The sequence below is a fragment of the Microbacterium paulum genome (assembly GCF_015707995.1).
Lineage (GTDB): Bacteria > Actinomycetota > Actinomycetes > Actinomycetales > Microbacteriaceae > Microbacterium > Microbacterium paulum.
Genome location: NZ_JAAGRY010000006.1, coordinates 1 through 23,001, shown reverse-complemented (window position 1 = coordinate 23,001; position 23,001 = coordinate 1). Strand labels below are relative to the sequence as shown.

Here is a 23,001-nt window from a genome sequence, read left to right as displayed (position 1 = left end):
CGGGTGTGGCTGGCCGGCGACTGACGGAAAGCAGAGGTAGTCGGCTCTGTGTGTTAGTTGGTCAGAGTAGGGAGCCGAGGTCGGAGCCGAGGGAGGGGTAGGTGGCGGTGGTGGATTTGAGTTGCCGGGTGGTGAGACCCAGTTTGATGGCGATGCCGAAGGTGTTGATCAGTTCGGAGTAGCCGGGGCCGAGCAGGTGCGCGCCAAGGATCTGATCGGTGTCGGTATCGATGATGATCTTCGCGGCGGCGGTGGTTTCGGCGACCCGGTAGGTGGAGTACCAGTTGCTGGTGTCAGTGAAGCGAACGGCGGTGTTGTGGCTTGTGGCGGCTTCTTCTTCGAGGAGGCCGACCCGGTTCAGCTCCGGGATGGTGAACACGGTCGTGGGGACCCCGGTGTAGTCGGGTGCTGTGGTGGTTCCTTTGAGCATGTTCGACGCGGCGACTTTCCCCTCAAACACGGCCACCGGAGTCAGGGGACGTCCCGCGGTGTCGGCGGCGTCTCCTGCGGCATAGACGGCGGGGTTGGTGGTGCTTTGCAGGTGCCCGGCGACGGTGACTCCACGTAGGCTGCCGGCAATACCGGCAGCGTCCAAATGGAGGCCATCGAGGGCGGGGACGCGACCTGCTCCATGAACGACGAGGTCCGCGTCAAGACGGGTGGTCGTGCCGTGGGTGTTGATGCTGATCTGGAACCCGGCGGGGGCGGCCTCGATGGCGGTGACGTTGGTGTTTCGGTAGACGTGGATGCCGGCTTGCTCGGTGCGGGAGGTCAGCAACTCCACCAGGTCGGGGTCGAACTCGCGCAGGGGTCGCGGGCCGTGGTCGATGATCGTGCACTGCGCGCCGGCGCGGGCGGCGATGTGCGCGAACTCGAACGAGATGAAGCCGCCGCCGATGAACACGATCCGCTGCGGTAGAGCATCGAGGTCGAGGAATTGGGTGCTGTCGATGAGGTGTGCCGCACCGGGGAACGTCAACGGCCTCGGGGTGGCCCCGGTGGCGATGAGGAAGCGGTCGGCGTGGTGGGTAGTGCCATCGATGGTGAGGGTGTTCGGGCCAGTGAACTCGGCGTGGCCGTGAAAAGTGGTGGCACCGTTGCCGGTGAGTTCGTCTTCCATGCCTTTCGGGACACCGTCGGTGAAGCCGCGCTTGCGCCGCATCAGGGCCGGCCAGTCGACACGGAGGCCGCCTTCTGTAATGCCGGTGTCGTTCATCAGCCGGGCGGCATCGACGATTTCGGCGCCGCGGCGGAGGATCTTTTTCGGGTCGCATCCCCGGAGCGCGCAGGTACCGCCGTAGGGCAACGCGTCGACAATCCCGACCCGCCAGCCCTGCGCCGCACACTTGTTCGCAGCGGACGTGCCCGCCATGCCTGCACCGATGACCAGCAGATCGAACGCGTCACTCACCGGATACCCGCTTCGACGGTCCTGATGGCGTCCCGGATCTGCTCTGTCGTGGGCGACCCGGCAAGACCTGCCGGTGTCAAATACACCCGGCACGACAGGCCGGGCGGAGCTTCTGGCGCGGGAAACAGCGGCACACCGTCGGCCAGGAGAGTCGGGGACCCGCGGAAGTCGAGAGCTTCCGCTTCCTCCTGCGTCTCGATGAGCTGCCGGCTCACCGTGACGTCGGATCGTTCCGCGGCGATCACCGTGAGGCGATCCGCGGCCGTCTCCCAGTTCGGGCACCCATCGAAGTACTGCAACGTGATCTGCATGCATCGACCGTAAACGTTGCAGCCCGGTACAAGGTCAAGTGGTGAAATGGGGGTATGCGCATTGGAGACCTCGCCGCCACCACGGGAGTCAGCACCCAGACCCTTCGTTTCTACGAACGCGAAGGGCTACTTTCTGCACCGAGTCGACAAAGCAATGGATACCGGGTCTATGACGATGAGGTCGCTTCCCGCGTCGGATTCATTCGCGCCGCTCAATCTGCCGGATTGACGCTGGCCGACATCGCCGGAGTCCTCACTCTCCGGGAAGACGGGCAGGCGCCCTGCTCGCACGTGCACTCGCTGCTCGATGGCAAACTCAATGAAGTCAGGGTCCGTCAACAAGAACTCGCCCGTCTCGAAACAGAACTCGTCGACATGCTCACCACCAGTTCGGCCGTCGACCCAGCGACGTGCTCGGAGCGCAGCATCTGCAACGTCATCCCGCGGCCGCTACCGTAAACCCGTCGTTGTACGCACCAGCAGGGCATCTCGAAAAGCTACAGCTTTCTGAGACATCAGCCAGATGCCGGCTGCGTGATCCCCGCTCTGTGTGATCCCGGGTCAGCCTCCGTCTCAACAATGCGTCTCACCGGAAAGTGTCTCAGCGAGATGACGCGGAGGGTTTTGCGAGGCACAATGGCTGGGTGAGACTCCTTGGATACACCCGCGTAAGCACGGCCAATCAGGATGCGCAGCTGCAGCTCGACGCCCTCGTGATGGCCGGCGTTCAGAAGCGCGACGTGTTCGCCGATGTCACCTCTGGCAGCAAGACGGCCATCGAGCGCCGCGGGATGAAGAAGCTGCTCGAGCATGCAGAGCCCGGTGACACCGTCGTCGTCTGGCGAGTCGATCGCCTCGGCCGCTCCCTCATCGACGTGTTGAACACGGTGAACCTGTTACGCGAGCGCGGTGTACACGTGCGTTCCGTCTCGGACGGGATAGATCCAGCGACGTCGACGGGCCGGTTGATGTTGAACATGCTCGCCACGCTCGCTGAGTACGAGCGTGAACTGATCGTCGAGCGGGTGAATGCCGGGATCGCCGCAGCCAGGCAGAGTGGCACCCGCTTCGGTCGACCACTCTCGGACCCAGCGGTGATCGCCGACAAGCTCGCGATCGCCGCCGATGCCCGAGCAAAGGGGCGTACCGCCGAAGATGCAGCACGGCTCGTCGGGTGGAGTCGCGCCACGCTCTATCGCCACCAGCAAGCCCTCGCCGGCCGCGAGAGCACCACCATGTAGCGATGTCATGAGCGGCGAGGAGCGGTGGCGGATTCTTCGACTTCACGTCGAAGACCGGATACCTCTCACCGTTCTTGCCCGAGAAACCGGGATCGGCCTGCGCACGCTGCAACGCTGGCACCAGCTCTACCAAGAGCGCGGCATCACTGCCCTCGACCCTCAACCGAGAGTCGACGCGGGGACTCGTCGCACGGCGGGCGAATTGGTTGCGTTCATCGAGCACCTCGCGTTGACCAGGCCGAGGCCGGCACTCACGACGCTGCATCGCCTTGTCAGCGCAGAAGCAATGCGGCAGGGCCTGACGGTGCCCAGCTACGCCACCGTCCGAGATATTGTGCAGTCCCTCGATCCGGCTCTCGTGACGCTCGCCCTGGATGGACCCGCGGCTTATCGCGATCGACACGAGCTGGTGTACCGCCGCCGAGCCGACCGCCCCAACGAGATCTGGCAGGCCGATCACACCGAACTCGACATCCTCATCACCAGTGCCGCGGGCGGATGGTCGGATCGGCCCTGGCTCACGATCGTGATCGACGACCACTCACGCGCGATCTGCGGCTACACCGTCTTCACCGGCGCCCCTTCCGCGATGAACACAGCCCTCGCGCTCCGGCAGGCGATCTGGCGGAAGACCGACCCAACGTGGGCGATGTGCGGCATCCCCGACGTCCTCCACGTCGACCACGGCTCCGACTTCACCAGCCACCACCTCGAACGCACCGCCATCGAGCTGCGCATCCGGATCATCCACTCCACGGTGGGCCGGCCCCAAGGCCGCGGCAAGGTCGAACGCTTCTTCCGCACCATCAACACCGAACTCCTCGCCACCCTCCCCGGACATCTCAGACCCGGCGACAGAAACCCTCACGCCACTCTCGACCTGGCGGCGCTCGACCACACCATAGGCGCGTTCATCGCGACGTACAACGCGCGACCACACCGCGAGCTCGGAGTTTCGCCTCGGGACGCGTGGGTCGCGGACGGCTGGCTTCCGCGAATGCCCGAGAGCCTGGAACAACTCGATGGTCTCCTGCTCACCGTTCCGAAGAATCGGGTCGTGCAGCGCGACGGTATCCACTTCCAGGGCCAGTGCTACCTCGCCCCGACACTCGCACCTTTCGTCGGGCACACGATCACGATCCGCTACGACCCGCGCGACATCTCCGAGATCCGCGTGTACGACCGCGACACCTTCGTCTGCGTTGCCGTCGACGAAGCCCACCCCAATCTCCGCCTCAGCCTCCGCGACATCGAAACCGCTCGCCGAGCCCGTCGCCGAGAACTCCGACACGCGATTAATGACCGCATCCCCACCGCCGTCACCCGCGAGGAGCCGCGCGACGTCGCGCCGCCTCCGCATCGTCGGCGGCTTCGCACCTATGAAGAGGACGAGTGATGAACCAGGCCTTCATCGTCACCAAGGAGCACCGGCGCTTCACCGAGTTCGCGAACGCCGTCCGCAAAGAGAAAACCATCGGCATCTGCCACGGCGACGCCGGAGTCGGCAAGACCAACTCCGCCCGCCGCTACGCGAACTGGGACGCGCTCGAGCCTTACATCAACACGTGGGGACCTCGCGGCGACCACGACGCCAAGTACTACGCCCTCGCCAACCGAGCCCGCACCGTCTTCTACACACCCGAGGTCCTCTGCAGACCCAAAGACCTCATACACGACATCGAGCGCTGGCAGGCGAAGATCGAGATCTGCGCCGACGAACACCTCCGCTCACGGGAGACCGAACCGACCACCACGGCGATAGGCATGTCTCACCTCGTCGAGCTGCTCATCATTGACGAAGCCGAAAGGCTCACACCGACTGCGCTCGAGATGCTCCGCGACCGCCACGACCGCGAACACCTCTCCATGATCCTCATCGGCATGCCCGGAATCGACCAACGCTTCCGCCACTACCCACAGCTCTACAGCCGACTCGGCTTCTCCCACCACTACCGAACCCTCGGCCGAGAAGAACTCCTCTTCGTCCTCGACCGCCACTGGAAACACCTAGGACAGCAACTCGACCCAGAGGACTTCACCGACGCGCAGGCGATAGCTGCGATCGAACGCATCACCCGTGGCAACTTTCGTCTCCTTGAACGGCTCTTCCCTCAGATCGCCCGAGTGCTGAAGATCAACGGGCTTGAGACCATCACCGACGACGTCATCGAAGCCGCAGCTAGCATCCTCGTCATCGGCAACTAACGCCGCCAAGCGATCACAGAACACCGCCACCGAGCGATCAACTCCACAGCCCACCACGCTCCTCATGCGTGCAATGCCCGGATAGGGATCCCCAAACGAACGCCAGGTCCTTAGATTGCTTCGTGCACCAGCTGACCGTCGCCGCTGACCGTCACGCTCGCGAGGTCCACCTTCGCGTCGTCGCCGACCGTGACACCCGTGAGGTCCACCTTCCCGCCGTCGCCGATCGTCGCAGCCCCGAAGCCCACCCTCCCGGCGCCGCTGATCGTGACACTCGTGAGGTCCACCAGACCGCCGTCGTCGATCGTTGCGGCGTCAAGGTCCACCAGCCCACCGTCGCTGATCGTCGCACCCTTAAGGTTCACCCGCCCGCCGATCGTCGTGAACGTGAGGTTCACCTGCCCGCCGTCGCTGATCGTCGCGCCCTCAAGGTCCACCCGCCCGCCGTTCATCGTCATGAACGTGAGGTTCACCTGCCCGTCGTCGATGATCGTTGCACCCTCAAGGTTCACCTGCCCGTCGTTCATCGTCGTAAACGTGAGGTCCACCAGCCCGCCGTCGATGATCGTCGCACCCTCAAGGTTCACCCACCCGCGGATCGTTGCAAGCCCAAGGTTCACCTGCCCGCCGTCGCTGATCGTCGCACCCTTAAGGTTCACCCACACGCCCGGTCCGACCGTCGCGCCCTCGAGCTGCATACGCCCGCCGCCGCTGATCGTCGCACCCTCAAGGTCCACCCCTCCGCCCGGTCCGACCGTCGCGCCCTCGAGCTGCATACGCCCGGAGCCGCTGACCGTCGCACCCTGGAGGCCAATACGGAAATCGATGTGCGCACCTGAGAGGTCGATGCGTCGGTCATGCCAGTGCGGCGCTGCCTGTCCGGCGAGGTGGTTTCTGATGACGGTATAGCCGGCCTGCTTGACGGAGATCTCCTGCGCGGTGGTGCGTTGCGCGGCGTGACGTTCTTCACGCGAAAGCGTGTCCAACTGTTCTTGAGTGAGGGGAACGAGCATGTCGTCGGTGCGCGGGGCGCGGAGGTATCCGGTGAGGACTTCGATGCACACCTGTACCTCGTCGGGCTTCTCGAAGGCGTGCCAGTCGTCTGCGAGGGCGCCGAGGGCGAAGAGGGCTGCTTGCCGGTTGACGGGTGCGGGATCGCTGAGGAGCTTCACGGTGGTCACGAACCGTTCCCGCAGCGCCCGCTCGGTATCGATGCGCCTTTGGTCGTCGACCTCACCTTGACGTGCGCGTTCGCGCGCCTGGTCGTCGACGAGGCGCTGACGGTCCCGTTCTGCTGCTTCGAGCTCTTGACGGTGGCGGGACAGACTGAGGCCGACACCGACGAGCGCGATCGTCCCGCCAAGCCCGAAGAGCACAACGTTCGCGGCGGGCCCCAGAAACGCTGCACGCGCGCTCTCATCCAGCGTGGGGAACCAGTGCGCTAGGAGTCGATCGGGAACTTTCACGAGCAGGATCGCGCCGGCGATGACGTAAAGGACGACGCCGACGGTCACCCATACGCCGAACCGACGCCACAACGGCGGCCGCGACGGCGGGGCTGCCTCGATCTCAGCCGGGGTTTGCGGGTCCTGTGCGTCGGGTTGTGCGTCCACATCCCGATTGTGGGGCATCCCGGCTCGGGTGCGCGAGCGTGATTACCGACGCGCCTGCAGGGCGCGTGTGCGGCGGGCGAGGCGTTGCCGGCAGACGGGTGAGCACGTGCGACGTGGACGCCCGTTCGCAGCTTGCTCGATGGGTGCTCCGAGGATCCCCATCTGATACACCTGTGCAGCTACATCCTGAGGTTCGCAGGCAGCGCCGGGCCAACCAGTTGGCAGTAGACCCCGGACCAACGATCCGGCGTCTCGCTCACCCCGAGGAAGCTTCGCCGCCAAACCATGGTTCACCACTAAAGTCGCCGTCCCCGAACCCGATGGCGTCCATATTGGTGAGGACCGGCTCGTGTAGCTCGTCGGGCACGAATCTCTCGTCGTCTGGATGTCGATATACGTACTCGCGCGCGCTTTCCGCGGTGTGCTCATTGAAGAGCAGCTCCATCGCCGTGGTCCCGGCCTCAACGCGGTCAACCTTGCCCTGCACCACCGCCGTTCGGATCTCCTGAACCCTCGGATCATCGGCTTCGAGACGCTCGATCATGATCATCGGATCGCTCATCAGTAGGCCTAGCTTCCGCGTGAGTGGGACAGAGATTCCCCATGCGGTGGCGAAACCAACGCCAGACCAGAAGTCGTCGTCCTTTGCGTCGCGAATCAGACTTACGGGTGCGTCGCAGGTGATGAGCGAGCGTCGGTTGAATCGGACCAGCGTCCAGGGGCGCGTCACAAGGTATTTCGAAAGGTGTTCGGCGGTCTCGACCATATGGGTGATGTGGTCCATGGTGGCGATCGTGAGGGGAGGCCCACCAGGCTGCGCTCTGCCGCAGCAGCTGCGCAAGACCATCACCTGGGACCGCGGCAAGGAACTATCCGCTCACGCCACCTTCGCCCTGGAGACCGGCACGAAGGTCTACTTCGCTGACCCCCACAGCCCATGGCAGCGGCCCAGCAACGAGAACACCAACGGGCTGCTGCGTCAGTACTTCCCCAAGGGCACCGACCTGTCCCGCTGGACAGCAGAAGATCTGGAAGCCGTGGCCCACACCCTAAACAGCCGCCCCCGCAAGACCCTCGGCTGGAGAACACCGGCCGAGGTCTTCGAAGAGCAACTACAATCCTTGGAAGAAGCCGGTGTTGCGACGACCGGTTGAACCTGCCGTGGCTCCGACCAGCAGAGCGATGTCAGCAGTTGGCTTCCATCTCAGCGGTGCCGCTGGAAGGATGCCCACCGGCAAATCCCGCACCTCGTGGATTGCGAGCGTTGCGAGCGAGAGCGTGCCTACGCGAAGGAGAATTGTGATGGACGTTGACCTGCTGGTGATCGGCTGGGGCAAGGCAGGTAAGACCCTGGCGGGGCGCTTCGCGGCCGCCGGCAAGACCGTGGCGCTGGTGGAGCGCTCGCCCGAGATGTACGGCGGCACCTGCATCAACATCGGCTGCGTGCCGACCAAGGACCTCGTCGTCTCGGCCGAGGAGCGTCGCGACTCCGACGACCCGCAGGAGTTCTTCCGCACCGCCGTCGCCGGCCGCGACGCGCTGATCGGCACGCTCAACGCCGCGAACCACCAGATGCTGGAGAAGCCGGGCGTCACCCTGGTGGACGGCACCGCCCGGTTCACCGGCCCGCGGACGGTCGTCGTCGACACCGCCGAGGGCCAGGTGGAGCTCACCGGCGAGACCGTGGTGATCGGCACCGGTGCGACCTCGCGCCGCGTCGACCTGCCCGGCTTCGACTCACCGCGGGTGTTCGACTCGACCACCATCCAGCACATCGACCCGCTGCCCGAACGGCTGGTGATCGTGGGCGGCGGCTTCATTGGGCTGGAGTTCGCTAGCATGTTCACCCACTTCGGCTCCAAGGTCACCATCCTCGACCGCGGCGAGGAGTTCCTTCCCCGCGTCGACCGGGACGTGGCCGAGGCCGTGAGGCAGACCCTGCTCGACATGGGCGTCACCATCGAGCAGGGCGTCCGGCCCACGTCGCTGGACGACGACGGCACACACGCCGTGGTGCACACCACCAAGGGCGATTTCGCGGCCGAGGCCGTGCTGGTGGCCGCCGGACGCGTGCCGGTCACCGGCGAGCTGGGCCTGGAGGCCGCCGGCATCGAGGTGGACGAGCGGGGCTTCGTCGTCGTGGACGACCAGCTGCAGACCAGCGTCCCCGGTGTGTACGCGGTGGGCGACGTCAACGGCGGCCCGCAGTTCACCTACATCTCGCTGGACGACAACCGCATCGTGTGGGACGCGGTGATGGGCCAGGGCACGCGCCGCCGCAGCGACCGCGTGGCGGTGCCGAACACCACCTTCATCACCCCGCCGCTGTCGATGGTGGGCATGGACGAGACCCAGGCCCGCAAGTCCGGCCGCAACGTCCTGATGGCGAAGAAGGAGGTGGCGAAGATCGCCGCCATGCCCCGGCCGAAGATCGTCGGCGAGACCCACGGCCTGTTCAAGCTGTTCGTCGACGCCGACAGCCAAGAGATCCTCGGCGCGACGATCTTCTCCATCGACTCCCAGGAGCTGGTCAACATGGTCGCCCTGGCCATCCGGCTGGGCGCCAAGGTCTCCGACCTGCGCGACGGGATCTGGACCCACCCGTCCAGCACCGAGGCCTTCAACGAGGTGCTCGGCACCCTGGAGCCATTGGCCTGACCGGTGATGCGCCGGGTGGAAGCGATGGTGCCGCAGGACCACGCCCCGGCGCCGAGGCCGAGGTCGACTTCGGCGAGGTCTACGTCATCCTCGACGGCGTCAAGACCAAGTGCCACATGTTCGTCTACCGCCTGTCCCACTCCGGCAAGGCCATCCACCGCGTCTACCCGACGGGCGGGCAGGAGGCCTTCCTCGAAGGACACATCGAGGCCTTCCACGCCCTGGGTGGCATCCCGACCCGCCATATCCGCTACGACAACCTCACCTCCGTCGTCGTGCAGGTCATCCACGGCGGGAACCGGCTCCGCGACGAGAACGAACGCTGGGTGCTGTTCCGCTCCCACTATGGCTTCGACGCGTTCTACTCTCAGCCCGGCATCGACGGCGCCCACGAGAAGGGCGGCGTCGAGGGCGAGGTCGGCTGGTTCCGCAGAAACCATCTCACCCCCATGCCCGAGGTCGCCACCTTGGACGAACTCAACGACAAGATCCGCGCCTGGGAAGTCGACGACAACACCCGCCGCATCACCGGCCACGCCAACACGATCGGGCAGGACTACCACGCCGAGCTGCCCCACCTGGCACCGTTGCCGGCCGACGACTTCGACCCCGGCCTGATCCTCCACCCCCGGGTCGATCGCTCCGCCCTGATCACCGTCCGCATGGTCAAGTACTCCGTCCCCGCGCACCTGATCGGGCAACGCGTCCGCGTGTCCCTGCGGGCCTCGTGCGTGGTCGTGTTCGAGGGCCGCACCGTCGTCGCCACCCACCCTCGCCTCGGCACCCGTGGCGTGACCCGGGTCGAGTTGGACCACTACCTCGAAGTGCTGCGGCACAAGCCCGGCGCGTTCCCCGGCTCCACCGCCCTCGCGCAGAGCCTCGCGGTCGCTCTGGGGGAGCGGGAACTCGCCGCCTTCGATCCGACGAATGATCGCCATCGCGTCGCCTTCCACGTTACTGAGGATCTTCTCAAACCCGTCAGGATCCTCGTGGCCGGGCACCGTGTGAAAGTGCGTCTGGGCCGCCACGTTCTTGACTAGCGTTGTGAACGGTTCTCGGGCGCGGTCCAACGGCACGGCGGTGATCCGTTCCTTGCCAGTCGCGAAGCCGCGCAGATATCCCTGCGGCACGTAATGGTGCAGCTTCGCGGTGTTTCCTGACGCCATGCTCGGATCGTCTCATGAGGACCGGACAGCTGCCCGACCACAGATCAGTAGTACGCGGTCGTCTGACGTACCGCTAACGGTGGGGCGCGGGCGATGCCGCCGTCTGTAAATCGCCTGATAGAACACGCCGATCCGCCCGGTCTTCATCGCGTTTTGTCGAGAAGGTCACGAAGTCCCCGACCGCTGGGAAGGTCGCCGCCACCGGTCGCTCGTTCACCGTCGCTGGCAAGCATTTTCGGCGTACTCGGTTCTCGCACCGGAACTCTGACCGGGTACTCGCACTGGGTACTCGCAACGGTTCTTCTATATAGCAACGGCCAGGCGGGTTCTTTGCCGAATGCCATCGGCGGCACTATGGAGTCGGAGCAGGGCAACATAGTTCCTATGACACGCAAACTTGGCTTCGGTGAGAAGGAAACAATCGAAGCGATGCTCACCGCCTCCAAGCGCCCGAGCGAGATGGTCCAGATCCGCAACGCCTTCGTGCAGCGCGGAAAGAAGGGCGCCCCCGAGCCTGGGCGCCTTGCCGAGATGGTGGCGGCACACGATGCCGGCGGCCTGGACCTGTTCCTACTCCACCGCATGATCGCCAGCTCGGATCCGTGGGACGCAGGTAAAGACGCAGGCGTATGGGCGCGGGCCCTCGGACTCTCCGTGTCAGATAGCCAGATGCACGCCGAACGTGTCTCTCGGATTTTCCGCCGCCTGGACGAGAACTACAAGCTCGTCAGCCGAGACAAGGCGCGCCGGGGAGGCAAGGTCACCTCTCTTCACGAGGACGGGTCCGGTGATGCATACACGTCCCCGACCAAGCGCTACCTCCGCCTCCCGTTCGCGTACTGGCAGCAGGAGTGGCACCGTCAGCTCACCATGCCGGCGAAGGCGGTCCTGCTGATTTCGCTCACACTGGAGCCCGGCTTCGTGATCCCGCTGACACAGGTGAAGGCCTGGTACGGGATCTCCCCCGACACCTGGTCGACCGGCGCAGCCGAACTCGAGAAGGCCGGCTTAGTCACAACCAAGCGAGGCAAGAGACGGAACTGGATGAAGGGACTCGCATACAACTACGACCTCGAATACACGCTGGCCTCACCGTTCGACACCCGCTCGCTGCCCGGCTTCAAGGGGGTGCCGTAGTGCGCTCATAGGACACCAAAAGAAAGAACCGCGATCCAGGCGTTTCGTCCGGAAACGGGCGAACGCCCGGTGTTGGTAGCACCGAGCGCTCAAATCCACCAGGTCACTTTAGGAGACCCAGAATGAATGATAGCCCGCCAGAGTCCTCTGAGCCAGGCAATGCCCGCGAGGTCAACGTGACCGTGAACGTCAACACCGGACCGTCCCCCGCGGCCTCACCCCCGGCGACCTCCCTCGTGACGCTCATCGGATCGGTGATCGTCGGACTGGTCACAATCACGGCTGTGATCGGTCAGCTGACCGCCAGCGGCGTCCTCACAATCACGTTCTTCCCGTGATGGGCGCGGACACCGCCACCCTCGGCCCCGTCTCGAGGGCGGCGGTGTTGGGCCGCCCTACCCGTGTCCGTGCAGATCACCCCGAGCGCTCGATGAGGGTCGGGTCCGTGGGGTCGGCGGTGCGGGTGTTGTTGACCTTCGGGTCGATGTCATAGCTGGTGATCGTGCCGGCAACGCGGTCGGATTCGTCGGTGAGCAGCTGCACCATGTCCTGCTTGCCCGCATCGCTCAGGGATCGGCAGCGGACGCCCCGTCGGGTTCGAGCCCGTCCACTCTTCCGACTCAGCCAAACCGGCCAGCGACGTCAGGGTCTCTTCCCATGCGAGCTTGCTCAGCTCGGCACTTTCTGGGTCTCCCGGGCTGCGTCGCGGTCCCCGATAGGGGAAGAAGGCGAATGCTCGCAGACGGTCAGCATGACCATCGGTCACGGGACCAATCTCCGCGGATACGCGCCGCGCGACATCTGCGGGTGTGGGAACCAAGGTCATGGCGGCAGACTAGCGTCGAATCTTCGCCGAACCCCCGCCTCCGCGGCCCAGCGGTCTGGAAAGTCGCGGTCGTAACCCCGTCAGGCTGACCCCAGCAGGGAGGCAAACCCTCGGGGACCATGCTGGGGCAGTTGATGGGAGCAGTCACAGCAGAGGGCGCCGACGGCAACGCCGTCGACCCCCTCGATGCTCAGCCCTTGCCGAGCGTCGAGCCCGCCTTCGACTTGGCCGGCTTGCTCGACGAGTTAGACGCGAGCGTCCGTCCCGCCTTGCTCAGCGAGGCCTTCGAGGGCTTGGACGACCGAGACGACGACTTCGCCATGATGCACTCCTTCTCTGTTACTGAGAAGCACATCACTCGACCGGACTTGAGTCCATTCGTGCAGAGACCACAGAGCCCCTAGAGTCAAGGAGTCGACCAGACACCTCAGCCCCGACCTGCTGCGTCCAGAGCCCGTCTCTGAACTGCCGGTCGGGGCTCCTTCGTGGAATCCACACTCTATAGCGCGCCTACGACGAAAAAGTTGACACACGGGTGATTCCATGAACACAAATACTGGCTGTGGGTGTACTCTGATCCCGTGATCACCCGCGAACGCGCCCTCGATGTCCTCCAGGCTAACGATGTCGCGCGCGGTATCGCATGGGCCTTCAACTCCGCCTGCGAGCAGGCGCTCGACGACCTCACCCGCGGCAACGGGTACGGAGCGCTCACCGCCGGGGTCGGTAGGTACGAACTCATCGCTGACCGCCTCGACCGTGTCTTCTCCTGTGGAGAGTATGAAGTCGCCGAAGGCATGGAGTTGGTCGGCCTCGATGTGCTCTACGAGGGACTGAGCGAGCGGGCGCGTCTCACGATGCCCGTGATCCCCGCCGGCACCGTGACCCGTTCGAACTTCCGCGGCAGCAACGGCTGGACGGTTGGCGGGTTCCGATTCATCACTCACTCGTTCTCGCGAGGTCAGATCGCACGCATCGACTGGACAAAGGCGAGCCCGACGCTTCAGGCGGTTGCCCGCCAGCGGCCCGACGAGACGGAACTTCTGACGATGCTCGACGTGATGCTCGACATCGAGCAGCGCAACGATCTCGCTTCTCAGGATGACCTTCCGACGGTGCCCATGCCCACGCTGGTCCTGGTGCATGCCTTGGACCGCGAGACAGCCGAACGCGAACTCGCCATCGGTCACGCCCGCTACAACGACGACCTCGGGTGGCCGTGGCATTGGCATGAGGATCTTTTGAGTGGACCGGAGCCCGACCAGGCCGGCCGTGTGGTCCCCGACGCTCCCGCGCCGACGCAGCAGGAACCGGACGTCACTGTGCGCCTGCGCAAGAAGGATGAAGCGGAGGAGGCGGGTTGAGCACGCCGCAGGTGCCCACCCTCTTCGCCGGCGACCGGCTAACGCTCGCACGTCAGCTCGAGGGTCTGCGCAAGAGTGACCTGGCCGCCCGCATCGAGAAGAGTGCGACGACCGTCGCTGCGTGGGAGGCAGGAACGAAGCGTCCCACCGCTGCCAACGTGGCTCAGTTGGCGTTGGGTTTGGGTGTGACACCGGCGTTCTTCGCACCCCGAGGCACAGAATCGACTACCGAGGACGCTGTCCCTCACTTCCGCTCGCTGCGGTCAACGAGCCAGCGGGCTCGTGACCAGGCTTTCGCGTATGGACTGCTTGCCGTCGACATCGCGGACGCCATCGAGAAGCATGTCGAGTTCCCCGAGGCCGACGTTCCTTCCTTCGAGGTGTCAGCCGACGACGTGGGAGACGGCCCAGAGGAGGCAGCCCGCGAGCTCCGGCGCGCATGGGGCATCGACACGGGACCGATGAAACACATGGTGCGCCTGCTTGAGAACCGCGGCGTGCTCGTCGTGTTCAGTCCGACGCAAACATCCTCGGTGGACGCGTACTCCTTCGAGTCCGCGAGCCGACCGGTAGTCGTCCTCAACCCCGTCAAGAGCGACTACTACCGACAGCGGTTCGACGTCGCTCACGAACTCGGCCACCTCGTGATGCATCGTGACGCCGAGCCCGGAGGCCGAGCCGTCGAGGAGCAGGCCAACCGATTCGCGTCGGAGCTGCTGATGCCGGCGGCGGAGATTCGGAACGTGTTGCCGACCGCGATGAACGCTCGCGCGTGGGACACCCTCGGGACGCTCAAGGAGCAATGGGGCGTCAGCATCCAGGCGCTCCTCTTCCGCGCGCGCCGGTTGGGCGCCATCAGCGACGTGACCTACCGCAACGCCATCATCACCCTGAGCCAGCGCGGTTGGCGCAGGAACGAGCCCGGACTGGTGACAGCAGTCGAGCAGCCGTCCATGCTGCCTCGATCGACGGAGCTGCTGGAGGCGTCGGGCATCCCGCGCGAGTCTCTCGTGGATCAGGCACGCGCGCCCCGCGACCTCTTCGACATCGCCGTTGCACGGGTCCCTCGCTTCGATGGCCGTGACGATGACGTAGAGGTCCAGAGCAGAGCGTCCAACATCGTCCCACTTCTCACAGGCCGCGCGGTCAGCAGGGACTAGAGGTGAGCCTCGGGAGGAGTGCATACCTTCGGTGTGATCTGGGCTCTGTTGCCGGCGTCCAGGCGATTGCGTGGGGGAGTTGAACCGTCAGGGGACTAACTCACCCCCTACTCGGCCAGTGAGTCGACCCCCGCGGTATAACGCAACCACGAGCGTGGCGGCTTCGACGCCATCGACCGTTGAGGTCAAGTAGAGGGTCGGTTCGTGCACCCTCGGCTAGCGGCCAGCCGATCGTGATCCCGCGATCGCAAACTCACGGAAGTTTGGAGCAGTGGCGCGATAGTGGGTGCCTCGAATCGCGAGGACGAAGGTCGAGTCGATGCTTGTCACCCGCTGAACGACCGTCTAGCGTTCGGGCGTCAGAGCCGCTGTCGGCGTCGTCCAGCCGTGCCGCTTTCCGACGGGCTCGACGCTCTGGCATGCATCCCGACTCACGTGAGCGCGCACCGATCGCGACCCTCGCGAATCGCAACTCGGTCGGTCTCAGCCTCCACCCCTGTCGAGCTGGGAGTTGTCAACAGATACGCGGACGGAAGTGGAGAATGCCCTCACTTGTGTGTACTTTGGTTTCATACACACCGGCCCCTCTTCCGACTCACTGAGTTGGTAAGGGCCGGTTTTCTTTCGCGTGGATAGAGTCGGTTGGTGCAGCCCTACCAGAAGCCCTTCCTGACGATACGTCAGCAGATCGCGCACCTGGAATCGAAGGGCCTGAACTGCGGCGATCCCGGCCTGGCTGCTGAAGCTCTGCACGACCTGGGGTACTACCGGCTCACCGCTTACACTTACCCGTTCCGACGATTGCTCGAACCTTCGGAGCCTCGTGACACACCATTGCAGTTTCGCGCTGATGAGTATGTCGGCGGCGCGAGACTCGCGGATGGCGTCGCGCTCGCCAAGTTCGACGCTGGCCTCCGAGACAAGGTCTTCGACGGAATCACGATGCTGGAACTCAGCCTTCGGTTTCAGGTCGCCCACGTACTCGGTCGACGCGATCCCTTCGGGCACACCGCTCGCGCCTCCCTCGACGCACGAGCGTGCGACTCACCGCCGCCGGCGCCGCTCCGCCACAAGTTCGCGACGGAGCTTGACTACTGGCTCGATAGTTACGACAGGCTCGTGGACAGGGCGAGCAGCGAGGACTTCATCCAGCACACGAAAGCTAAGTACTCGTCCGAGATTCCGATCTGGATTGCGGTCGAAACCTTCGACTTCGGGGGTCTGACGCGTCTATACGGGCTTCTTGAACGCAGCGATCAGAACGCGATCGCGAAGAGGTTCGGGATGTCCGACGGTCGCCTGTTTCACCGCTGGCTCATCGGCCTCGGGGTCGTGCGCAACCACTGCGCTCATCACAACCGACTGTGGAACCGACGCCTTTCAACGACTCTTGCGGCGGTGCCAGCAGCGACCGTCTCGAGCAGACTTCACCACCTCTCGGCCGTCACAGAACGCTCGAAGCTATACTCCTGGATGGCCGTGCTTGGCTATAGCCTCCGCAGCTACAACGACACCTCGAACTGGCACCGGACGTTCAAGACGCAGATGTCGAAGTTCCCGGCCAGCCTCTCAGTGACGCCGGACGGCGACATGGGATTCCCCGCGGGCTGGCAGACGGAGGAGCTTTGGTCCTCACCGCCGGCAGCAGTGAGGACTCTTCCAACGCCGATTCAGTAGGTGCAAGCCGAACCGCCTTCCTCGCTAGAGCGACTGGCTATCGTCCGCAGACTCGGATTGCTTGTCGCTCGGCGCTACGGAGAACCATCACGACAGCGGCGGCTGGAATGCGGGCATGGGGCCTGATCTCGCCTGACGGCCTGGCTGGGCGTTGCGGATGGACCCTCCGCGCATGCTTACGCCTCGATGTGGGCCGCGAGCACCAGCGCCTTCCACGACGCCGCAGCCTTCCTGATGTCGCTCTCGGTGACGAAGAGGTACTTCCACTCGCCGTAGTCACCGTCGTCCGTCACCGCACGAGCCCACTCACGCGCCGCGGCGGCTTTCGCGACGACATCAGGGTCTTGCGCACTGTCGTCCGCCTTGGCCTCGACGACCCACTGCACACCGTCCTTGTCGAGCACCACGAAGTCCGGATAGTAGGGCGAGGCGCCCGACCGTGGAATGTTCGCGGCTCCGCTTGTGTATACGCGCTGCCACCAGGTGATGTTCGGGTCCAGGTCCATGAGCTTGGCGACCTGGAACTCCGTCGTACCTGCGTCGAAAATCTGCACAGGCATGATGGCCTTCTTCCATCCGGTGAACTGCCGGTGCGGGACGAATGCGTCATTGTGGGCGTCGAGGGAGTCGCTGACCAGGACCGGCTCGACAGGCAGATCTACCGGAGTGATCGCGTACGTGGTGGTCTGCGGGACCTTCCGGAACTCCTCTCGTACGAGCTTACGGATGCCGTCCACCGCCGCCGCCCGCCTCTGTGCGCCCCACTGGTCGGTGTCGTTCGTGGCGCCCGCTCCTGCGAGGAATGCCTTGACGATGCGATCCGCGGCGCCCTTCGATTCCTTGACACGCGGAGTCTCCGGCGCTCGCCCGACGGCGGTGACGAGGTCCTCCCGCACAGTGTCGATGCCGCTGAGCTCCTGGTCGGCCTGTGCGTGCGCCTGCGGGACTTGCTTGAGCGTCGCGTCGTCCTCGCCGACCACCTCGCCCTCGACAGCGACGCGTGCGATGATGACGTCGAACTCCTCCTTGAAGCGCTCGCCCGCCTTCTTCGCGGTCGGCGAGTCGATGCTGCTGAGGCTGAACGGGGTCGGAACGAGACGTGGTGTACGGACCGGGAATATCACCTGCGGAGCTCCCGCTACGCGCTCAGCTTGAGCGGGTGCCGGCTGGGCAACGCGGGTATCCGTCTCCACAAGGACCAGGCCGGGCTGGGGCAGTTCCTCGTCGGCGCCCTCCTCGCCGGGCACCATGAGCTCGTCACCGTCCCAGCGCGGGGCATCGACTGGCTGGACCTCTTCAGCGACGCCGTCCTCGGGCTGGATGGGCGCGTCAGGCAGGTTTGCGGGGTCCTCGAGACCCGAGAGCTCGGGAATCACGGCCGCACCTGAGTCATCGACAGGTGCCGGCTTGACCGACCGCACGAGCCGCTGACGCAGAATCTCCTTCTGGGCGAGCAGCTGCTTGTACGAGTCGTGCGCGACAAGGTCCACCTGGTCGACCATGGGGACTCCGGTCCGCTTCCCGAACGGCAGGCGAAGCCCACGACCGAGAATCTGCTCCGTGAGAGTCTGAGAGGCAAGCTTTCGTAGCGTGACGATGACCGCGATGTTCTTAACGTCCCAGCCCTCTTTGAGCATGTTCACCGAGACGATGGCTCGAATGGGTGAATCAGGCTTCTCGACATCCGCGAGGGCCTGCAGCGCCTCATCGCTGGACTTTGAGGTCACGACGAGCACGGCATTCGGGTCCCCGATGAATCCTGCGCCCGCGAGCAGTTGCCCCGTCTCGTCGGCCTCGTCGACGTCACGACATACGACGAACAGCACGGGCGGCACAGTCGCGGCGCCAGGGGTGGTTGCGACATATGCCGAGTAGGCGTCCGCCTTTAGTCGCAACAGCGCGCACGCGTCAGCGAGTTGAGTGCGATGGTCGTCTGTTCCGTCGACTCGGTAGGCGATGACCGGCACCTTCACATGTCCCTCTGCGATTGCGCGGGCGAGTGAGTACTGGGAGACGATGCGACCAGCGTCGATGTCTGACTGGTCGGGGGTCGCGGTGAGGCCGACCAGCGCGACCGGATTCAGGTCGCGGATCGCGGCGCTGAACGCTTTCGCTTTCTCGTGGTAGAGATGATGCTCGTCCGCGATGATGACGAGGTCGTCGAGTCCGTGGAGCAGGTCGTAGAGCCCCGCGCCGAGGGTCTCGTCCGCTTGGCGAACCTTCCGAGACAGCTCCCCTCGCGGAGCGATGAGCTGCTGGACGTTGAACACGAACACCTTGAGCTCATCGGGATTGCGCAGAGCCGCGCCGACAGCCTGCCGCTGGAACGACTCTGGCGTGATGATGTACGGCACGAGCTCGGCGCCTGCTACGTATTTTGCGTGGGCCTCATCGAAGTTCGCGACGGTCTTGGCCTGAATTGTGGAGCCCGGGGTCACCACGAGTACATGACGAACCCCCTGCGCCGCGAGGTAATCAACGAGCGCCGACATCAGGTAGGTCTTGCCGACACCGGTTGCGAGGTCTGCCACCATTTCGACATAGCTTCCGTTTACGTCCGCGAGCTTGCGCACGATGTCGCCCAGCGCCTTGCGATTCGGGGTCCGCAGGTCAAAGCGCGCCGCAATCTCGGCAATAAGGTCGAGATCGTAAGCGATGCTCACAGCGGTCATGACACGATGCCCTTCGAGAAGACCTGGTCGGGTGCTTGCCGGATTCGAGAGCCGGGCGACAACTCACGGAGTCGCTGCTCCGCCTCGGGAAGGACTGCCTTGGCGACAATCACTGCGCGCTCCCGCTCCCCGAGCCCTGCCACAACAGCGTCCACGACGCGCTCGTCGACGACACCGTCCACGACTGCGAGGCGCTGACGATTGCGAGCGCCCGCGAACACCGGGTGGTCAGGGGTGAGGGTGAACTTGAGCTGGCCAGCGGTTGCACGAGACCACGCGCCGTTAGTCGCGGCCGGCGACAAGAACACCTCACCGGTCTCGTCGTCTACCTCATACATGGAGGGCCCGAGCTTGGCGTACGCGAAGCCTCCACCGCCTTCCCAGAGTGGCGTGTCGTCCCAGTGGGTCGCGGTCACGTCGCGCAGTAGCTTGAGGGTTGCGGCTCCAGCGCCCGCGGTCCTCGGGTCACCGACAACCTTGCGGAGCAGACTCTGGAACTTGACCGCCTCATCGGCCGTCATCCCCTCCGGAAGCGCGTCCTTTGCGACTCGGACCCGGCGGGCCGTGATGCCACCCGGGTCCTCTCCAGCGACTACCTTCTCGAGTCGCGGCTTCGTGAAGGTGTCAATAGTGGACTCTTGCAGCTCGACGCTCACCCAGCGGCGGCCAAGCTTGTGCGCCGTTGCGGCCGTTGAGCCCGAGCCCGCGAACACGTCTGCCACGAGGTCGCCGGGGTTTGTGGCGATCTCGATGATGCGCTGCATGAGCGTCTCGGGCTTGGGCGTGTCGAACGGCACCGGGACGTCGGGGAACATCTTGTTCAGATGGTCTCTCTTGGCATCCTGGTTGGTGCCTACCTCGTCGGCCGTCCACCAGTCCCGAGGCACCAGGCCGTCTTGCACGTCGGTGAGGTACCGCTTGATTACCGGCAGTGAGTCGCCGGTTCTCCCGAACCAGACCCGACCCTCGCTCCGGGCGAGTTCCAGTCCCTCCTTCGTGAACCGCCAGCCCCCGCCCTTGGGTGTGACGACCCTGCCACTGGGGAGAGTGACTGGGAAGCGCGAGGCGTCGGTGCCGCTCTTGGCTGCACCGTCACCACCCTGCATCCACGGACCCCGGGGGTCGTTGTCGGGGTTCTTGTATCTGGCGTTCTGGCCGTCGCGCGGGAGAAGGTTGCGAACGGCCTTCCACTTCTTGCCGCGCGGTGCGTAGACGAGGATCGTGTCGTAGGCGCTCGAGACGTCTGTGTCGTTCCGGCGTCCTTTGTCCTTCTCCCATGCGATCGCCGCGATGAACTTGTCGGCGCCGAGCTCCTCGTCGAGCAGTAGTCGCATGCGGTGGACCTCGACCTGGTCCAGGTGGACCCAGAGGCTGCCGTCGGGGTGGAGGAGGTCGATCAGCATGCGGATGCGGTCCTGCATGAGGGTCAGCCACACGCTGTGCTCGAGCTGGTCCTCGTAGTGGTCGAAGGACTTCGCGGTGTTGAACGGCGGGTCGATATAGGCCAGTTTGACCCTGCCGCGATACCGGGCGGCGTACTCCGGGATGGTCGTCAGGCTCCGCAGAGCGTCACCGGAGTCGCCGAGGATGAGCAGGTTGCCGTCAGTGTTGTCGCCGACAGTCTCAACCGTGTCGATGGTGCGGACCTCGCGCACGCGCACGTCATTTCGGTCGACCCAGGTGTAGTCGTACTTTCCGTCCTGGGCTGAGATGAGCCCGAGGCCCTTCCCCATCCATGCGAGCTCTAGCTGCCCCGCCGGCTTCCGTCTCATAGAACCCCGAGCCTACAGAAGGGCGGCTCGGACAGCCTGCCGTCGGGAGGGCATGTCGAGGGCCCCCCAGTGAAGCGGGGCTGCGACCGCCGAGGGCGCGGCCGGCGACCGATCTGGCCGGCTACCAGGACTGGATCCTCACAGCTATCTCCACGACCTACGGTCCTGAGCGCGCAGCCCTCCCCGCCGCAATCCCAAACGCACGCGTGCGTCGCCCCAGCGAGCGCCGCACGTTTGAGGATCCCTCGTGCTGGTGCGGATACAGGAAGTGCGAGGCGGAGGTTCCTGTTCAAGTCGTGCAGCGAGACCGAGGGCTCCGTCGGAGCGCCTGTCGTGACATCCCCCGGCCTCCCCGTCGGCTCAGCAATCTCTAGCGATTGGAGCCAGGCCGAGCTCATTCCCGTCGGCGACGACGAGCTCGCACTCGACGGCAAGAACCGAACCGAGAACAACACGTTTCGTCTCATCCGCGAGGGACGCCACGGATTCCGCGTCAAGAAGCCCTTCGACTTTGTGCGCGTGACACTTGAGGGCTGAGAACGAACTCGGGCCGCCACTCCGGGTAGGCGTGGGAGTGGGGTCCAGACGACAACTACTTCGCTCGTCGCACCAGACCCGCATCGAAGAGCTGGACGAGGGTGGTTGCTAGCCCGACGGCAACGGTCGCCTCATCCATGGAGACGTCACCAGGAGCGGATGGCTGGCCACCGTGGCGGTCGTGCTGGCCGTGCCAAAGTGCCCGCATCATGCCGATCAGCACATCACGCGTTGGAGTTTCCTGGTGTTCTCTTCCGAGAGGGAGGTCCCAGTCGTTCTGGTCGCTCATCTGAGCGATCACCGTCCCAAGGGTCGCCCTCACATTCTTCGGCGACACAACGGGTATCGAGGCGTCCTCAACAGCAAGGATCGCGAGTCGGAACCCCTCACTGGGATTTGGATCTATCCCGTAGACATTCTCCCAAGCCTTCGCGAGTCTCACACCCGCGCGCCCGGCACGCGCCATCGTCTCGTCTGCCCCGGCTTGTACTCCTTCCGGGACGCGCCGCACCAGACCCGGTTGACCAGACCGCGTCCCCACCCTCCAAGCGGATTTCCCGCGTACCAATAGCTCCTCGAGGACGTCCGGACGCCGGGGAGACCCAAAGGCGACGATGTAGTCCGCGACCTGTAACGGATCTGACTTGTTCTGGAGCAGGGTAAGCATGGAATCCAACTGGGTTCGACCTGCCGTTGAGTTAGCCCCCGCGAAACGCAGATTCGGCGCCACAACCCGCAACGCCTGAGCCAAAGACTCTGCCAAGCCTTCGTTCAGGTGATCCACTGAACCCGAACCGTCCCGATACCTCCGACGCTCGGTGAGAGATTCCCGCACCCAGGCCCAGAATGCGGCACCGATCCATGCAGGCAGCCCGTCGTGGAGGGCGTCGTACTCGGCGATATCGTCCGCGTCATCGACGCCTAGCGGGCGCCACGCGGCGTGAGTCTCGTCCGTCATCTGTTCTCCCTGGTGCTCCGCTACTAGTAGCGGCGGTGCGCCGACGATAGCGCGCCGCTGGCTCGTCGTCGCGAACGTATCAGTTTCAGGTGCCTCAGCTTCTGACGTGGCTGTGGCGAGAAAGGAAGCGCAATATGCTCCGGCCATGGATGTTGTCGATTCCCGGGTGACCTCGACGCAGTTCCCTCGACCTTGCATTTCTTCACGACGACGCTGCAGCGATCGTCCGGCCTACATGAGGCGCGCGACAGAGCGCGTGATTGCCAAGAGCCGCGGACTGAACGCCGGCGTGC

The 23,001-nt window shown here is 65.0% G+C and carries 20 protein-coding genes and 3 pseudogenes; 13 read left to right on the top strand and 10 right to left on the bottom strand.

The genetic code is table 11. From position 1 onward, the window contains the following. Positions 1-61: 61 nt before the first annotated feature. Positions 62-1,411, bottom strand: coding sequence for a dihydrolipoyl dehydrogenase family protein (locus tag G3N18_RS02775; RefSeq protein WP_082750005.1), 1,350 nt, complete (start codon positions 1,409-1,411; stop codon positions 62-64). Further along, entirely contained in the window at positions 1,408-1,722 is a 315-nt protein-coding gene (locus G3N18_RS02770; RefSeq protein ID WP_060921760.1) for a hypothetical protein, read from the bottom strand. The genes G3N18_RS02775 and G3N18_RS02770 overlap by 4 nt, the downstream gene beginning before the upstream one ends. 54 nt (positions 1,723-1,776) lie before the next feature. Between G3N18_RS02770 and G3N18_RS02765 the strand changes: the two genes are divergently transcribed. The 4 genes from G3N18_RS02765 to G3N18_RS02750 all read left to right on the top strand — a co-directional run bounded on the left by G3N18_RS02765 (position 1,777) and on the right by G3N18_RS02750 (position 5,168). Continuing rightward, positions 1,777-2,181, top strand: coding sequence for a heavy metal-responsive transcriptional regulator (locus tag G3N18_RS02765; RefSeq protein WP_183151636.1), 405 nt, complete (start codon positions 1,777-1,779; stop codon positions 2,179-2,181). A 185-nt stretch (positions 2,182-2,366) separates the two neighbouring features. Further along, the gene (locus G3N18_RS02760) at positions 2,367-2,963 is read left to right on the top strand and encodes a recombinase family protein (protein WP_061015563.1); all 597 of its coding nucleotides are present in this window, start codon (positions 2,367-2,369) and stop codon (positions 2,961-2,963) included. Positions 2,964-2,970: 7 nt separating this feature from the next. Beyond that, positions 2,971-4,359 (top strand): Mu transposase C-terminal domain-containing protein, encoded by a 1,389-nt coding sequence (locus G3N18_RS02755; RefSeq protein ID WP_196382793.1) that lies wholly within the window; start codon positions 2,971-2,973, stop codon positions 4,357-4,359. Next, a complete protein-coding gene (locus G3N18_RS02750) occupies positions 4,359-5,168 on the top strand; it encodes an AAA family ATPase (RefSeq protein WP_196382792.1) in 810 nt (269 codons plus the stop codon). Before G3N18_RS02755 ends, G3N18_RS02750 begins: the two co-directional genes overlap by 1 nt. A gap of 110 nt (positions 5,169-5,278) precedes the next feature. On the opposite strand, the gene G3N18_RS02745 is transcribed toward G3N18_RS02750, so the two are convergent. Together G3N18_RS02745 and G3N18_RS02740 are read right to left on the bottom strand one after the other, a co-directional pair. Then, entirely contained in the window at positions 5,279-6,781 is a 1,503-nt protein-coding gene (locus tag G3N18_RS02745) for a pentapeptide repeat-containing protein (protein ID WP_196382791.1), read from the bottom strand. A 256-nt stretch (positions 6,782-7,037) separates the two neighbouring features. Beyond that, positions 7,038-7,565, bottom strand: a complete 528-nt coding sequence (locus G3N18_RS02740) for a DUF4238 domain-containing protein (RefSeq protein WP_206692903.1) — start codon at positions 7,563-7,565, stop codon at positions 7,038-7,040. Between the two features lie 37 nt (positions 7,566-7,602). Here G3N18_RS02740 and G3N18_RS02735 point away from each other — a divergent pair. The 3 genes and pseudogenes from G3N18_RS02735 to istA all read left to right on the top strand — a co-directional run. Further along, positions 7,603-7,935 (top strand): annotated as a pseudogene (locus tag G3N18_RS02735) (IS30 family transposase); the annotation flags it as partial. 148 nt (positions 7,936-8,083) lie between these two features. Further along, on the top strand, positions 8,084-9,439 hold the full coding sequence (locus G3N18_RS02730) for an FAD-dependent oxidoreductase (RefSeq protein ID WP_055085869.1): 1,356 nt from the start codon (positions 8,084-8,086) through the stop codon (positions 9,437-9,439). A 9-nt stretch (positions 9,440-9,448) separates the two neighbouring features. Beyond that, positions 9,449-10,356, top strand: a pseudogene (gene istA, locus G3N18_RS02725) (IS21 family transposase); the annotation flags it as partial. A gap of 9 nt (positions 10,357-10,365) precedes the next feature. Here the strand turns inward: istA and G3N18_RS16550 are convergent. Continuing rightward, a pseudogene (locus G3N18_RS16550) lies at positions 10,366-10,605 on the bottom strand (DUF4238 domain-containing protein); the annotation flags it as partial. A gap of 384 nt (positions 10,606-10,989) precedes the next feature. Here G3N18_RS16550 and G3N18_RS02715 point away from each other — a divergent pair. After that, positions 10,990-11,742, top strand: coding sequence for a hypothetical protein (locus tag G3N18_RS02715; protein WP_196382789.1), 753 nt, complete (start codon positions 10,990-10,992; stop codon positions 11,740-11,742). A 176-nt stretch (positions 11,743-11,918) separates the two neighbouring features. Continuing rightward, positions 11,919-12,080 carry a hypothetical protein gene (locus tag G3N18_RS02710; RefSeq protein ID WP_196382788.1) on the top strand — a complete coding sequence of 54 codons (162 nt, stop codon included), beginning with the start codon at positions 11,919-11,921 and terminating at the stop codon, positions 12,078-12,080. A gap of 76 nt (positions 12,081-12,156) precedes the next feature. Here the strand turns inward: G3N18_RS02710 and G3N18_RS16270 are convergent, their stop codons facing one another. After that, the gene (locus G3N18_RS16270; protein ID WP_268932568.1) at positions 12,157-12,288 is read right to left on the bottom strand and encodes a hypothetical protein; all 132 of its coding nucleotides are present in this window, start codon (positions 12,286-12,288) and stop codon (positions 12,157-12,159) included. A gap of 470 nt (positions 12,289-12,758) precedes the next feature. Beyond that, positions 12,759-12,890, bottom strand: coding sequence for a hypothetical protein (locus tag G3N18_RS16265; protein WP_268932567.1), 132 nt, complete (start codon positions 12,888-12,890; stop codon positions 12,759-12,761). A gap of 259 nt (positions 12,891-13,149) precedes the next feature. Here G3N18_RS16265 and G3N18_RS02705 point away from each other — a divergent pair, with 259 nt between their 5' ends. From G3N18_RS02705 to G3N18_RS02695, 3 genes are all read left to right on the top strand, one after another. Then, complete coding sequence (locus G3N18_RS02705; protein ID WP_196382787.1) at positions 13,150-13,932, top strand: hypothetical protein; 783 nt, start codon at positions 13,150-13,152, stop codon at positions 13,930-13,932. Next, positions 13,929-15,092, top strand: coding sequence for a helix-turn-helix domain-containing protein (locus G3N18_RS02700; RefSeq protein WP_206692902.1), 1,164 nt, complete (start codon positions 13,929-13,931; stop codon positions 15,090-15,092). The genes G3N18_RS02705 and G3N18_RS02700 overlap by 4 nt, the downstream gene beginning before the upstream one ends. Before the next feature lie 645 nt (positions 15,093-15,737). Continuing rightward, positions 15,738-16,769: an Abi family protein gene (locus tag G3N18_RS02695; protein ID WP_196382786.1), complete on the top strand. Its 1,032-nt coding sequence runs from the start codon at positions 15,738-15,740 to the stop codon at positions 16,767-16,769. Between the two features lie 176 nt (positions 16,770-16,945). Here G3N18_RS02695 and G3N18_RS02690 read toward each other — a convergent pair whose 3' ends face one another. After that, positions 16,946-19,441 carry a DEAD/DEAH box helicase gene (locus G3N18_RS02690; protein ID WP_196382785.1) on the bottom strand — a complete coding sequence of 832 codons (2,496 nt, stop codon included), beginning with the start codon at positions 19,439-19,441 and terminating at the stop codon, positions 16,946-16,948. After that, positions 19,438-21,213: a site-specific DNA-methyltransferase gene (locus tag G3N18_RS02685; RefSeq protein WP_196382784.1), complete on the bottom strand. Its 1,776-nt coding sequence runs from the start codon at positions 21,211-21,213 to the stop codon at positions 19,438-19,440. The genes G3N18_RS02690 and G3N18_RS02685 overlap by 4 nt, the downstream gene beginning before the upstream one ends. A 333-nt stretch (positions 21,214-21,546) precedes the next feature. Between G3N18_RS02685 and G3N18_RS02680 the strand changes: the two genes are divergently transcribed. Further along, positions 21,547-21,750 (top strand): hypothetical protein, encoded by a 204-nt coding sequence (locus G3N18_RS02680; RefSeq protein ID WP_196382783.1) that lies wholly within the window; start codon positions 21,547-21,549, stop codon positions 21,748-21,750. 55 nt (positions 21,751-21,805) lie between these two features. Here G3N18_RS02680 and G3N18_RS02675 read toward each other — a convergent pair whose 3' ends face one another. After that, the gene (locus G3N18_RS02675; RefSeq protein WP_196382782.1) at positions 21,806-22,708 is read right to left on the bottom strand and encodes a hypothetical protein; all 903 of its coding nucleotides are present in this window, start codon (positions 22,706-22,708) and stop codon (positions 21,806-21,808) included. Positions 22,709-23,001 lie beyond the last annotated feature (293 nt).

Excerpts from the sequence above, each read along its gene's own strand:
- G3N18_RS02770 (WP_060921760.1), bottom strand. The coding sequence starts at position 1,722 with ATGCAGATCACGTTGCAGTACTTCGATGGGTGCCCGAACTGGGAGACG.
- G3N18_RS02765 (WP_183151636.1), top strand. The coding sequence starts at position 1,777 with ATGCGCATTGGAGACCTCGCCGCCACCACGGGAGTCAGCACCCAGACC.
- G3N18_RS02755 (WP_196382793.1), top strand. The coding sequence starts at position 2,971 with ATGAGCGGCGAGGAGCGGTGGCGGATTCTTCGACTTCACGTCGAAGAC.
- G3N18_RS02750 (WP_196382792.1), top strand. The coding sequence starts at position 4,359 with ATGAACCAGGCCTTCATCGTCACCAAGGAGCACCGGCGCTTCACCGAG.
- G3N18_RS02740 (WP_206692903.1), bottom strand. The coding sequence starts at position 7,565 with ATGGACCACATCACCCATATGGTCGAGACCGCCGAACACCTTTCGAAA.
- G3N18_RS02730 (WP_055085869.1), top strand. The coding sequence starts at position 8,084 with ATGGACGTTGACCTGCTGGTGATCGGCTGGGGCAAGGCAGGTAAGACC.
- G3N18_RS02715 (WP_196382789.1), top strand. The coding sequence starts at position 10,990 with ATGACACGCAAACTTGGCTTCGGTGAGAAGGAAACAATCGAAGCGATG.
- G3N18_RS16270 (WP_268932568.1), bottom strand. The coding sequence starts at position 12,288 with ATGGTGCAGCTGCTCACCGACGAATCCGACCGCGTTGCCGGCACGATC.
- G3N18_RS16265 (WP_268932567.1), bottom strand. The coding sequence starts at position 12,890 with ATGGCGAAGTCGTCGTCTCGGTCGTCCAAGCCCTCGAAGGCCTCGCTG.
- G3N18_RS02690 (WP_196382785.1), bottom strand. The coding sequence starts at position 19,441 with ATGACCGCTGTGAGCATCGCTTACGATCTCGACCTTATTGCCGAGATT.
- G3N18_RS02685 (WP_196382784.1), bottom strand. The coding sequence starts at position 21,213 with ATGAGACGGAAGCCGGCGGGGCAGCTAGAGCTCGCATGGATGGGGAAG.
- G3N18_RS02675 (WP_196382782.1), bottom strand. The coding sequence starts at position 22,708 with ATGACGGACGAGACTCACGCCGCGTGGCGCCCGCTAGGCGTCGATGAC.